Genomic DNA, 13,598 nt, shown 5'->3' with positions numbered 1-13,598 from the left:
ATTTTTAACTTTAAAACGAAAAATATGTCTTTAGTAGGAAAAAAATTCCCAAGTATTGCAGTTGATGCTATCTCTGAAATGGGTGATAATTTAAAAATCAACATTTTTGAAGAAGCAGTAAACAACAACAAAAAAGTATTATTGTTTTGGTACCCAAAAGATTTCACTTTTGTTTGCCCAACTGAATTACACGCCTTCCAAGCTGCTTTACCAGAATTTGAAAAAAGAAATACTATCGTAATCGGAGCTTCATGTGACACAAACGAAGTACACTTTGCTTGGTTAAACACTCCAAAAAACAATGGTGGAATCGAAGGTGTAACTTACCCAATCTTAGCAGATACTAACCGTAACTTAGCTAATATTTTAGGTATTCTTGATATCGAAGCTACAAGCTACAGCGAAGAAACTGATTCAGTTATCATCGAAGGTTCAAACGTACCATACAGAGCTACTTACTTAATTGACGAAACTGGAAAAATTTTCCACGAAAGTGTTAACGATATGCCATTAGGACGTAACGTAAACGAATACTTAAGAATGGTAGACGCTTACACTCATATTCAAACTAAAGGTGAAGTTTGTCCTGCAAACTGGGAAGCTGGAAAAGAAGCAATGAGCGCAGACAGATTAAGTACTGCTGAGTATTTGAGCGCAAACTAATTTTTTAAAAGTTACAAAGGTTCATAGGTACAGAGTGGCAAAGTGTTTTTGTCACAATGGATAACGTTATTATTTTTAATCCCGTGAACCTTTGTAACTTTAACTCTCCTAAAAAAATACGGCAAAGATTAAACAACGAAAGAAATTTGTTGTGATATTAAACAAAGTTTTCAAAACTTTGTCCCTCTGCACCTTTGCCACTTTGAACCTTAAAAATATAAACAAATGTTAATCGACTTAAACGAAGATACGTTAGCAGATTTAGTTGCTAAAAACGAAAAAGTAGTAGTACAATATTCAGCTTCATGGTGTGGAAATTGCCGTATTATGAAACCAAAATTCAAAAAATTAGCAACAGAAAACGAAGCTATCACTTTTGTTTTGGTTGATGCTGAAAATTCTCCGGAATCAAGAAAGTTAGCCAATGTAAGCAACCTGCCTACTTTCGCTACTTTTGTAAACGGACAATTGGTTGGAGAAACTCAAACCAACAAACAAGAAGTTTTAATCGACTTGGTAAACGCTATCGCGTAATGAGATTGGTTAGACTTACTTAGATCTTTAGACTCCTTAGACGACGTCTGAATTTTCAAGAAAGTCTAAGAAATCTAAGAATGTCTAAAAATCTAAGAAATCTAATTATGAAATTACCCGTAATAAAGCAATTGACGCAATTCATCGAAGAAAACGATCAGGATTATATCATTGAAACCATCGAAGTTTTAGAAGCTATGACTGAAATTCCGTCTTTAAAAGATGAAGAATTAGATGTAATTGGCGAATTAATTTCAAATATGTATGGTGCGCTTGAAGTACATAAAATGGTAGTTCAGGGCACTGATAAAAAAGAAGCTCTAAACGCGTTTATGAAACGTGTTTTAGGTTCCATCGATAAATAATCGAGCATTACAAATAAAAAAAACATGACAAGGAAAAAAGCGTTTCAATTTTGAGACGCTTTTTTTTAGTTTTCAGTCTAAGTATTCAGTCTAAGTATTCAGTCTCAGTTCTCAGTCTCAGTTCTCAGTCTCAGTTCTCAGTCTCAGTTCTCAGTCTCAGTTCTCAGTCTCAGTTCTCAGTCTCAGTATTCAGTCTCAGTATTCAGTCTCAGTTTTCGGTCGTGGTCATAGTTTACAGCCTCAGTTTGCCGTCACACTCTCGGTTTAAACCACGAGTGTTCTCCTGAGCGAGGTCGAAGGAGACCCGAGCGATAGTGTATAGACGAAGCGGATCAAACAAGAAACTCTACAATCAAAATCACCAATCTTTATCGATTCACTGGCGCGATTTCTCATTCATCGAAATGACATACTTTGCGATAAATCTAAAATAATTCATGAATTCGTGGCCGTCCACAAAACATCCTTAATCTCTCCTTAAACCCACGAACAAATACTTTTAGATTCAAATATTAATCCTTACTTTTGAACCTCATTAATTTAAATAAAAATCATGGCTTCAATAACATTGGGAGGAAATCCTATTCATACTTCAGGCGAGTTACCAACAGTTGGATCGCAACTAGCTGATTTCAAATTAGTACAGAACGATTTATCCGTTGCTTCTTTAAGCAATTTCGCCGGAAAAAAATTAGTTTTAAACATTTTCCCGAGTATTGATACCGGAACTTGTGCTACATCTGTTAGAAAATTCAACGAAAGCGCCAGCAATTTAGAGAACACAACTGTATTGTGTATTTCAAGAGATTTGCCATTTGCTCAAAAACGTTTTTGTGGCGCTGAAGGATTAGAAAATGTAGTTAATTTATCTGATTTCCAAGCAGGAGATTTTGGAAAAACTAATGGTTTAGAAATTGTTGACGGACCTTTAGCAGGCTTACATTCAAGAGCAATCATTGTAGTTGATGCTGATGGAAAAGTAATTCACACAGAACAAGTAGCTGAAATTGCTAACGAACCAAATTACGAAGCAGCTTTAGCAGCACTATAAGATCTTTAAATGGAATTTCAAAAAGATAATACCTTTGTTACTGGCCGATTAAAAAGTATGACATACGCTTTTAATGGAGCCGTAAAACTTATTAAAACAGAACACAGCATTATGGTTCAATTCTCTCTAGGAATTATCATGACCATTGCCGGGTTTTATTTTCATATTTCACAGACCGAATGGCTGTGTCAAACATTAGCCATAGGTTTAGTTTTAAGTGTTGAAGGTCTGAATACCGCAGTAGAAAAAATTGCTGATTTTATTCACCCTGATTACAGCAAACGAATCGGTTTTATTAAAGATATTGCGGCCGGAGCGGTATTTTTTGCTGCAATGACAGCAATAGCAATAGGCTTAATCATTTATATCCCAAAATTTACATAGGCAACAGGAAACGCAAGAATGGCAAAAACAACCAAAAAAGAAACTTTAGACAAAAAAAACGAACCAAAGACTGAAACGGCAAAGTACTGGAAATTAACCAAGCAACAAAAGTTTGTTTCCGGATGCCTTTTGGTGCTCTTTTCAGTTGCACTATTAGTTGCATTTATTTCTTTTTATGTCAACGGACAATGGCAATCTGACCAAAGTGCTGTAAGCCAGCTTGGCGATCGTGCTGAAGTTGTAGAAAACTGGCTCGGGAAATTCGGGGCTTTCCTCGCCGATCTTATTGTATACAAAGGTTTTGGTATTGCCGCTTTTATACTGGTACGTTTATTTTTCCTTACCGGAATGTTTCTGGCCCTGGAACTCTCTACCAAAAAATTAAAAAACATTTGGTTTTGGGATCTTTTTGCTATTATTATTGTTTCTGTCCTTTTTGGATTTTTTGCCACATCGGCACCTGAATTGGGTGGAACAATTGGATACGAGCTTAACCTGTTTTTACAAGATTACATTGGAAAAACAGGTACTTTACTTACGCTTCTTTTTGGATTAATTGTGTACCTGATTTTCAAAATCAAACTATCACCTGAAAAAATTCAAACGTTTTTTGATTCTACCAAAAAAGAATTCAGTTCGGAACTAGCCGCTATGAAAAAACCTCAGGAAGCCGAAAGTGCTTATAACTTAGAGGAATTTGCAATCAAGGAAGAAGATTCGGAATTAGACAATATTCACTTAAAATCTGATGTCAGCCAATTCGAAATCAATAAAGAAGCATTGAAACCAACCATTTCAAATGCATCCGAAATTGATTTGAATCCGATTTTAAAACCAGTTCAAATGGATGTAAATCCGGTAACTGTTAAAACTCCTGTTCACACAGAAGAATTCGTAATTGAAAAAGCGGAAGAAGAGGATATTATCGAAGAAAATCTGGCTTCACGTCTGGTAGCCGATTTCGGATTATTTGATCCAACTTTAGATTTATCCAATTACAAATTCCCAACAATTGATTTATTAAAAGAATATTCGACTGGCGGAATCACCATCAATCAGGAAGAATTAGAAGAAAATAAAAACAAAATTGTAGATACACTCCGCAATTACAAAATTGAAATTGCCCAAATTAAAGCAACCGTTGGTCCATCGGTAACTTTATACGAAATTGTACCGGAAGCCGGAATCAGAATCTCTAAAATTAAAAGCCTGGAAGACGATATCGCGCTATCGCTTTCGGCACTAGGAATTCGTATTATAGCTCCAATTCCAGGAAAAGGAACGATTGGTATCGAGGTTCCAAATAAGAACCCAACAATGGTTTCAATGAAAAGTGTTATTGGATCAGCTAAATTTCAGGAAGCTGAAATGGAATTGCCAATTGCTTTAGGAAAAACCATCTCAAACGAAACTTTTGTAGTCGATTTAGCCAAAATGCCTCACTTATTGATGGCGGGAGCAACCGGACAAGGAAAATCTGTAGGTTTGAATGCCGTTTTAACCTCTCTTTTATACAAGAAACATCCGGCTGAAGTCAAATTCGTACTGGTAGATCCGAAAAAAGTAGAGCTAACACTTTTCAATAAAATTGAAAGACATTATTTAGCCAAACTTCCAGATACCGAAGATGCTATCATCACAGACAATGCCAAGGTAGTAAATACGCTGAACTCTCTTTGTACCGAAATGGACAACCGTTACTCCTTACTAAAAGACGCAATGGTACGTAACATTAAAGAGTATAACGAAAAATTCAGAGCTCGAAAATTGAACCCTGAAGCAGGTCACCGCTTTTTACCTTATATTATTTTAGTAGTAGATGAGTTCGCTGATTTGATTATGACAGCCGGTAAAGAAGTCGAAATTCCGATTGCGCGTTTAGCTCAGCTGGCTCGTGCTATTGGTATTCACTTAATTATCGCCACTCAAAGACCATCGGTAAACGTTATTACAGGTTTGATTAAAGCCAATTTCCCTGCGAGAATTGCCTTTAGAGTAACTTCCAAAATCGATTCCCGAACTATTCTGGATACCCAGGGAGCTGATCAACTAATTGGACGTGGAGATTTATTATACACCAATGGAAATGATGTGGTACGTGTACAGTGTGCTTTCATCGACACTCCTGAGGTAGAAAAAATTACGGATTTTATCGGTTCGCAAAAAGCTTATGCTACGGCTTATTTGCTTCCGGAGTTTGTTGGAGAAGAAACTGGCATCAATCTTGATGTGGATATTTCCGAAAGAGACACTTTATTCAGAGAAGCTGCAGAGATTATTGTCAATGCACAACAAGGTTCCGCTTCATTACTGCAAAGAAAATTAAAATTGGGATACAACAGAGCCGGTCGATTGATCGACCAGCTGGAAGCAGCCGGAATTGTTGGCCCTTTTGAAGGCAGTAAAGCAAGAACTGTAAACATAACTGACTTAAGTGCTCTTGATCAATTTTTTAACAATGAACAAAATTAACCCCATCATGAAAACAAAAATTCAGGAAATCCAAAACAATTCTATTACTAAGACGACTAAAAAGTGCATTCAAATGGCAGTTTTATTGCTTTTGAGCTTCACTTCTATTCAGGCTCAGGATAAAAAAGCCAAAGATCTATTGAATGAAGTAACTTCTAAAATAAAAAGCTACAACAATATTGTTATTGACTTTAAATACACCCTGAATAACACCAAAGAAAACATCAACCAGGACAGTAAAGGTAATGTGACAATGAAAGGCAATCAATATGTATTGAATTTTATGGGAGTAACTAAGATATTTGACGGTCAGAAAACTTACACTATTGTTCCGGAGGATGAAGAGGTTACCATTTCTAAAGTAAACGAAAAAGACGATACTGCTATTACACCTTCAAAAATGCTGACTTTCTTCAATTCAGGATATAAATACAATATGGATATTGTTCAAAACGTGAAAGGAAGAAAAATTCAATATATCAAATTAGCCCCTACAAACTCAAAAGACCAAAGAAAAGAAATTCTATTGGGTATTGATGTTCAGACTAAACACATCTATAATTTGATTGAAACCGGAAAAAATGGAACAAAAACCACTTTAACCGTTAATTCTTTTAAAACCAATCAGCCTTTATCAAAAAATCAATTTACATTTGTAGCGAGCAAATATCCAAAATACTACATCAATAAATTAGACTAATTACAAGGTTGAAAATTTTAGACAAATACTTACTAAAAACATTCCTGATTACATTTACTACGGTATTTGTAATCCTTTTTTTTATCTTCATACTTCAAACCGTATGGCTCTTTATCTCAGAACTTGCAGGTAAAGATCTGGATTTGATTTTGGTGGTAAAATTCCTTTTATTCTCCATGCCCCGAATCATTCCGCTGGTTTTACCCCTATCGGTTTTACTTGCCTCCATTATGACTTTTGGTAATTTGGCTGAGAATTATGAATTCGCGGCCATGAAATCATCCGGAATATCACTTCAAAGAGCAATGCGAAGTTTAATCGTATTTATCTTTGTTTTAAGTATAGTCGCTTTTTGGTTCGCCAATAATGTAATTCCGTATGCGGAATACAAGTTTATTAATTTCCGAAAAAACATTGCACAGGCCAAGCCTGCAATGGCAATTGCCGAAGGACAGTTTAATGATGTTGGTTTTTACAACATTAAGGTCAACAAAAAATCCGGTGAAAATGGGAATATTTTAACCGGCGTTACTATTCACGAAAAGCCAACTAATACCGGTGAAAATAAAACGGTAATTAAGGCTAAAAGCGGTAAACTGATGAGTAACGAAAAATCCAGCATTTTAAAATTAGTTTTAAATGATGGTTATTACTATCAGGATGTCACTCCAAAAAAATATGAGGATCGCGCTAAACTGCCTTTCATAAAGGGAGCTTTTAAAAAGCAAATTATCAATATCGACTTATCTGAATTAAACAAAACCGATGACGATAAGGAAAATATAAGCAATACAAACGGAATGCTGAATGTTAGTGAACTTCGTTATACTCTGGATTCACTTAACAAAAATCTGGATAATGAAATTATTTCTTTTTCAGAAAACATCAATCAGCGTGTTGGGATCCGGAAATCGCCGACACCCTTAAAAACAGATAAAAAGAAAAAAGATTTACCCAATAATCTTTTATCGCTCTATACCACTAAAGAGAAATCTGATGTTATTAAAATGGCCAGTAGTAATGTTACAAGCAACATCTATTCTATTGAAACCACACAAAACGATTTAAAAGAGAAACAAAGAGACATCAACAAGCACTTAACGGCCTTATATGAAAAATTCGTTATTGCGTTTGCCTGCTTTCTAATGTTTTTTATTGGTGCGCCATTAGGAGCCATCATCCGTAAAGGAGGACTTGGTTTACCTATTGTTTTTGCAGTTTTAATTTTTATTACTTTCCATTTCATCAATACTTTTGGAAAAAGACTTTCTCAGGAAGGCGCGATGAATCCATTTATAGGATCATGGATGTCTTCTTTCATATTATTGCCTTTAGCAGTTTTATTAACGTATCGCGCTACTAACGACAACGGATTAATCAACTTTGACGCAATTACAACTCCAATATCACAACTATTTCAAAAAATTTCAGAGCGGTTCTTTCCTGCTCAAAATCAAAAATAATTATGTCAACAACAAAAATACAACTGAATACCATTGAAGAAGCTATTGAAGACATTCGTCAGGGTAAAGTAATCATTGTAGTCGATGATGAAGATCGTGAAAATGAAGGTGATTTTTTGGCTGCAGCCGAAAAAGTAACTCCGGAAATGATCAATTTTATGGCTACTCACGGACGTGGGTTAATTTGTGCCCCATTGACAGAAAGCCGTTGCAAGGAATTGGATCTAAGACCAATGGTTACAAACAATACAGATCATATGGAAACTGCTTTTACTGTTTCTGTTGATTTAAAAGGACATGGAGTAACCACGGGAATTTCAGCTGCTGACCGATCTAAAACAGTACTAGCACTAACAGATTCAAATGTTAAACCACATGAACTGGCACGCCCGGGACATATTTTTCCTTTGGTAGCCAAACAAGGCGGTGTTTTAAGAAGAACAGGACATACAGAAGCTGCAATTGACTTTGCCAGATTAGCTGGATTCAAGCCAGCCGGCGTGATCTGTGAAATTTTGAATGAAGACGGTACGATGTCACGCTTACCGGAACTGGTTAAAGTAGCCAAGAAATTCAATTTGAAATTAGTTTCAATTGAAGATTTAGTAGCCTACAGAATGCAGCACGATAGTCTGATTGTGAAAAAAGAAGATTTTGACATCGAAACACGCTTTGGAACTTTTAGATTGAGAGCATACGAACAGACTACCAACAAACAAATTCATATTGCGTTAACAAAAGGTACCTGGAATCTGGGAGAACCAATCTTAACGAGAATCAATTCTTCACAAGTAAATAATGATTTGTTAGGAACATTGACCAATAATGCCGAGCAGCAATTAGACGATATGTTTAAGGTGATTAATGAAAACGGCAAAGGCGCTGTACTATTCATAAATCAAGACATGACGGCTGTGAATCTATTGAATAGAATTGCAGAGCTTAAAGCCTTGCAGGCAGGAGGAACAATGAAAGCACCAAAAGTGATCATTGACAGTAAAGATTATGGAATTGGCGCTCAGATTTTACACGATATTGATATTTCAAAAATCAGACTAGTCTCTAACACGGAACAAACAAAACGTGTGGGAATGATTGGATATGGACTTGAAATCACCGAATACGTAAGCTACTAAATATACATGGGAACATTAGAAGAAAGAATTGCAAAATCGGAAACACGTATTTTTAAAGCGGTTTTTCCGAGTACGACAAACCATTATGATACTTTATTTGGAGGTACAGCACTTCATCTTATGGATGAAGTTGCTTTTATTTGTGCGACACGATTCAGCCGAAAAAAAGTAGTTACGATTTCAACCGGTCAAATTGATTTTAAAAAAGCAATTCCTGCCGGAACTTTAATCGAATTAGTAGCCAAAGTGATTAGCGTTGGAAGAACGAGTTGTAAAATTCACGTTGATATTTTTATGGAACAAATGTATTCTGAACTTCGCGAAACCGTAGTTTCAGGAACTTTTTCGTTTGTTGCAGTTGATGAAAACAAAAAACCAGTACCGGTTTTAGACGACCTGGATTAATTTTTTCAAAAATCAGTTTCTCGTAAATACTGGTAACTAGACACTTGAAAATTATTAAAAAAAACTTTCAAAAAAAGTCTAAAAAAAGTTTTGAGAACCGAAAAAGCATCTTATATTTGCACTCGCAATCAGCAAATGATCTGCGACATACTGGAGAAATGGCAGAGCGGTCGAATGCGGCAGTCTTGAAAACTGTTGACTGTAACAGGTCCGGGGGTTCGAATCCCTCTTTCTCCGCCAGTAGAAGTTTCAAAAGAAACTTTAAAAGTCAAAAGCCTTTAAACACTAGTGTTTAAAGGCTTTTTCGTTTTTATACACTTTTCAAAAAGCACATGTTTTATCAAAGAATGGTGGCACAATCAGTGTCCCACTTTTTTTGAGATCGTTTTTCTCAAAAATGGACCACCAAAACAAAAGAATTCCCCGGGAATTCCCTGCTGTTAACGGGCTCTCTTAAAATTTTTAATTCAATTTGATTATTAATTTTAAAACTAGATAACATGTTAAAAACAATTTTTCTGCTAAAATCCGGCAGAGTTAACCGAGATAGAGAAAGCTCTATTATCCTTAGGCTTTCTTATAAAAACAAAACAATTACAATCGCCTCGGGAAAATATATCTCGAAAGAAAAATGGATCCAGACAAACCATCTGAAAAATACACTGAAGGCGGAAAAAGAAAAGGTAATCAAAAGCTCTCTTGATCTCATGCAGCTTAATGCCGAAAAGAAATTCACAGAACTTTTCCGAATTGATCCTGACGTTGACCTAGAATTGCTAAAAGCTGAACTTACAGGAAAAGTCCAAATCGGCCAGCCTCAAGGTCCTTCCATAATTTCAATTATGGAAACATACAATATGTTCTTCACCAAAAGAGTCAATTCTGGAGAACGCGCAGCCGCTTCACTGCAGAAGTATAAAAGAGCAAAGGATTTACTTTTGGCTTTCATTACCAGTACCTACGAAAAGGAAGATATGCCTGCATCTGAAATATCAAGCTCTTTTGTTTTTAAACTCGAACAGTTCCTTAAATACGAGAGCAATTTTAAAGACCAGACAGGCATCAAAAACAATTCAGTGGTAAAATATATGAAAATGTATAAAACTGCCTGCAATTACGCTATAAAAATGGACTTGATCATAAAAAACCCATTCAACGTATATGACGGAAGGCTGAGCGTAAAAGATGCTGTTTTCCTAACCCAGCTAGAACTGAATACAATCGAGAATAAAATATTTTCAACGCCCCGTCTGGAAAAGGTTAAGGATATATTCCTTTTCAGCTGCTACACAGGATATGCACCCGTCGATGCCTTGGAATTGACAGAAAGAAACTTATCTGAAGATTCAAATGGAAACTTATGGATTATGACCAGTAGAGCCAAAACTGCTATCAGAGCCAATGTCCCGGTATTGGCTACAGTTGAAAAAATTATTGCCAAATATAAGAACCAGCAGAAAGGTCTTATCCCGAAAATTTCCAACCAGAAAATGAATGCCTACCTTAAGGAAATTGCTGACGTCTGCAACATAGACAAGCATCTTACCTGGTATGTTGCCAGACATACTTTTGCCACCACTGTCACTTTAGGGAATGGAGTAAGACTCGAGAATGTTTCTGCAATGATGGGACATACCAATACCAAGCAGACACAGCACTATGCAAAGGTTTTAGATGTTAATATAATGGAAGATATGGAAAAACTTAAATCTAAGTTTAAGTAATATTTTTTTTAGAAAGAGATCCCTTAATTTGCAACCTCTTTTAAACTTTCATCAAATTTATAACATAAAATCAAAGCACTATTTGTCGGACATATAAATAAAATGAAACGAACCCTACAAAAACATTTCAAATTGTGTCCGCACTGCGGACACAATTGACATGGACAAAAAAGTTATATCCCTTTTATTTTTTTTAGTGAATAAAGATTATCCAAATCTCTCAACAGTGTTGAGAGATTTCAGCTAAACAGAGATTTTTAATTTGCAGGTTGAAGGATATAGGTTTCGGCTCGGAAACGATAATCTCCACATTTAATAGCAATTTACAAATTGAATAAATCTATTCTTTCTAAACATTTCTAATTGCGTCCGCACTGCAGACGCAATTAGAAAAATAAATAAAATTCCCAAATAAGGATCACAATAATACTGGAATTGCTACAATTTTGCAATAGAAGTTAAGGCGTAATTTTACTGATTTTCCCCAGTTTTAATTTTGTGGCATCATACATTTTCAAAAATTTAAACCTTAACAAAGACATTACTTCACAAGCTCAGGTTGAAAACTGTATTACGCGGTTTGAAGCATAAAAATTGCTTTCTCTCTCTCAATTAATTATTCTTTAATTTCAATTGTGTCTACAGTGTAGACATAATTGGATTTGAAATTTATTTAGAAAGCTATTTTCTTTCTATTTTTTCTTTTGCTTCGGTTAATAATGAATGATTTTTTCTTAAAACTGTTTTTTAGGAAGCAAATCGGTCCAGTGCTCAGCAACTATTATTCCGTCGTTGTACATTTCAAGTAATTCAATAAAGTATGATCAGTTTAATTTTTGAGACAATGCTACCACCATATGCTTATCTAAAAATTGTTCTCCAAAACGAAGCATTCGTCTTATTTTTTTTCTGTAAAACTTCTGCCATATTTAACTTCTAATTGTGCCGACACTGTCGGGACAATTTATTTTCCATATTCAGCACCATCACGTGTCAACGTTGCTGATTTTGAGATTGGAAATACAAAACGAATAACCAATCAATTAGGCTACATTAAGTACAATGAAAATACAGGATTTAATGATAAAGCTATTATTTCAATATAAACTGATTTCTTTTATAGAATAATCACTATACTTTATTCATTAATAAATTAATTTTCAATATAATAAACCTATACTTGCACAATAAACTTATATGGTTTACTATTAATTTTACTAGTTTATTATGGAAAAATTAAAAGACAATATCCAACAAATACTTAGCGTACAGCTCTAAATAAAAAGAGTTACAAAATGAACAATTGAATAAGTTGCCTTACTGTTTACTAATTTTAACACAACCAAATATACTAATTAAAGCACGTTTGATTTTACTTTTTTTTGCAAACCAACGACTAAGCTGATATGAAAAATTGGACTAAAAATTGAATCAATAAAAAAAATACAAAATTCAAAAATATCAATAACTAAAATCTCGCCAATCGTTCTTTCATCAGTGTAAAATACTTTTCTTTCATTGCTTCAGACAAAAAAGAAATCTCAATTAATTCATTCCATTTCATTGTCTTCTCAAACATTGATTTTAAAGCGCTATCGATAATTTTGTCATTTAACCCTAATCTTTCTTTTCCAAAGTAATCAATAAAATCACCAGCTTTAAAATTGCTTTTTTTTCCTTTTAATTTAAGAGCCATTTCTTCCTGCGGATTTTTTATAGCAATAGACGAATTCAGGAAATCATAAGCAGGCGTTAGAGTTGTTTTTCCTGATTTTGTTATCAAGGAAAAGTTTTTGAGATGCATGTCTTCATTACCAGTGATAAAACAGAATAGAATTCTCTTAAAAAACTCTGCTTTTTCAATTGAAGGAAATGTACAAAAGTCCTCTATCACTTTTACAATTTTCTCCATCGTAAAATTATATTTAGTATCCCTGGAACTCCCTGTCAGCTGTGCAAAATCTTCAGTGGCATACTTCCTGCCTTTACCATACCGGTCAAACCTTTTTATGAAATAAGATTTCGAATTATCTTTAGAATATATCAGTCCGTGAAGTGGTACTTCAATTCCATAAACCTTAGCCATTCGCATAGTAAGATCTTCATTTTCGGGTAATTCCGGAAATATATCGCTCTGCGGTTTGATAATAAAATTACCGTACTGATCTACAATTTCAAATTGCTGGTTTTTAACCGATAATACGGCGCTTAATTTAGGCTGAACGCCCTGAATTGATAACTTAGTTGCTCTATTTGCTGCTTCCTGACGTAGTTCTGATGCAGAAAAAGGAAGCGTTTCTAATGAGAGCAATTTAGGAGATAATAATTTCAAGCCTTCTATGCTATACAGATCTTCTCCACAAGTTTTATAAGTAATCGGACATCTATTCATCGCTTTCAGCTTTAACCGTTACTGCCCCTACCAGATCATTTCCTACAGCCATAAGCTGTGAAAAATAATCTTTCTTATCTATTTTATTTATTTTTAAAAGACCTTCAAGCATTATACCCTCTGGTAACAGCCCTTCAAAAAACGGCGGAAAATCCAGAAATGAATATTTTTTGTGGGAAGAAGGCATAGTTAATGACACTGGCTCTGAAGAATAATCATCATCATAGATAAATAAATATCTTCCGCTTTTTTCTTCCATAAGCTCACCCGCTCTCGTACCGTGAACATAAACTACCGCTTTTCTCATCT

Annotated in this window: 13 protein-coding genes and 1 tRNA gene; 12 read left to right on the top strand and 2 right to left on the bottom strand. The window is 34.9% G+C overall.

Features of this window, described 5'->3' with window-relative positions:
- Positions 1-24: 24 nt before the first annotated feature.
- The 12 genes from FLA105534_RS17260 to FLA105534_RS17205 all read left to right on the top strand — a co-directional run bounded on the left by FLA105534_RS17260 (position 25) and on the right by FLA105534_RS17205 (position 10,897).
- Positions 25-663, top strand: coding sequence for a peroxiredoxin (locus FLA105534_RS17260; RefSeq protein WP_173967336.1), 639 nt, complete (start codon positions 25-27; stop codon positions 661-663).
- Positions 664-888: 225 nt separating this feature from the next.
- On the top strand, positions 889-1,197 hold the full coding sequence (locus FLA105534_RS17255; RefSeq protein WP_007805605.1) for a thioredoxin family protein: 309 nt from the start codon (positions 889-891) through the stop codon (positions 1,195-1,197).
- A gap of 107 nt (positions 1,198-1,304) precedes the next feature.
- Entirely contained in the window at positions 1,305-1,562 is a 258-nt protein-coding gene (locus FLA105534_RS17250) for a DUF6952 family protein (RefSeq protein WP_017495510.1), read from the top strand.
- A gap of 553 nt (positions 1,563-2,115) precedes the next feature.
- Entirely contained in the window at positions 2,116-2,613 is a 498-nt protein-coding gene (gene tpx / locus FLA105534_RS17245; RefSeq protein ID WP_173967335.1) for a thiol peroxidase, read from the top strand.
- A gap of 9 nt (positions 2,614-2,622) precedes the next feature.
- Positions 2,623-2,997: a diacylglycerol kinase gene (locus FLA105534_RS17240; RefSeq protein WP_089054575.1), complete on the top strand. Its 375-nt coding sequence runs from the start codon at positions 2,623-2,625 to the stop codon at positions 2,995-2,997.
- Positions 2,998-3,015: 18 nt separating this feature from the next.
- Complete coding sequence (locus FLA105534_RS17235) at positions 3,016-5,469, top strand: FtsK/SpoIIIE family DNA translocase (RefSeq protein ID WP_173967334.1); 2,454 nt, start codon at positions 3,016-3,018, stop codon at positions 5,467-5,469.
- A 7-nt stretch (positions 5,470-5,476) separates the two neighbouring features.
- Complete coding sequence (locus FLA105534_RS17230; RefSeq protein ID WP_173967333.1) at positions 5,477-6,169, top strand: LolA family protein; 693 nt, start codon at positions 5,477-5,479, stop codon at positions 6,167-6,169.
- 8 nt (positions 6,170-6,177) lie between these two features.
- Complete coding sequence (locus FLA105534_RS17225; protein WP_173967332.1) at positions 6,178-7,632, top strand: LptF/LptG family permease; 1,455 nt, start codon at positions 6,178-6,180, stop codon at positions 7,630-7,632.
- A 2-nt stretch (positions 7,633-7,634) separates the two neighbouring features.
- A complete protein-coding gene (ribB, locus tag FLA105534_RS17220; protein ID WP_173967331.1) occupies positions 7,635-8,768 on the top strand; it encodes a 3,4-dihydroxy-2-butanone-4-phosphate synthase in 1,134 nt (377 codons plus the stop codon).
- 6 nt (positions 8,769-8,774) lie between these two features.
- Positions 8,775-9,173, top strand: coding sequence for an acyl-CoA thioesterase (locus FLA105534_RS17215; RefSeq protein ID WP_173967330.1), 399 nt, complete (start codon positions 8,775-8,777; stop codon positions 9,171-9,173).
- Positions 9,174-9,325: 152 nt separating this feature from the next.
- Positions 9,326-9,413 (top strand) — tRNA-Ser (locus FLA105534_RS17210).
- Positions 9,414-9,673: 260 nt separating this feature from the next.
- Positions 9,674-10,897, top strand: a complete 1,224-nt coding sequence (locus FLA105534_RS17205; RefSeq protein ID WP_173967329.1) for a site-specific integrase — start codon at positions 9,674-9,676, stop codon at positions 10,895-10,897.
- Between the two features lie 1,468 nt (positions 10,898-12,365).
- Here FLA105534_RS17205 and FLA105534_RS17200 read toward each other — a convergent pair.
- Together FLA105534_RS17200 and FLA105534_RS17195 are read right to left on the bottom strand one after the other, a co-directional pair.
- Positions 12,366-13,289 carry a HipA domain-containing protein gene (locus FLA105534_RS17200; RefSeq protein ID WP_173967328.1) on the bottom strand — a complete coding sequence of 308 codons (924 nt, stop codon included), beginning with the start codon at positions 13,287-13,289 and terminating at the stop codon, positions 12,366-12,368.
- Positions 13,282-13,596: a HipA N-terminal domain-containing protein gene (locus tag FLA105534_RS17195; RefSeq protein WP_072964549.1), complete on the bottom strand. Its 315-nt coding sequence runs from the start codon at positions 13,594-13,596 to the stop codon at positions 13,282-13,284. Before FLA105534_RS17195 ends, FLA105534_RS17200 begins: the two co-directional genes overlap by 8 nt.
- Between the last annotated feature and the right edge of the window lie 2 nt (positions 13,597-13,598).

The sequence above is a fragment of the Flavobacterium collinsii genome, assembly GCF_902804485.1.
Classification (GTDB): domain Bacteria; phylum Bacteroidota; class Bacteroidia; order Flavobacteriales; family Flavobacteriaceae; genus Flavobacterium; species Flavobacterium collinsii.
Note: the sequence above shows the minus strand (reverse complement) of the source record. Positions and strands in the feature narration are given on the sequence as shown.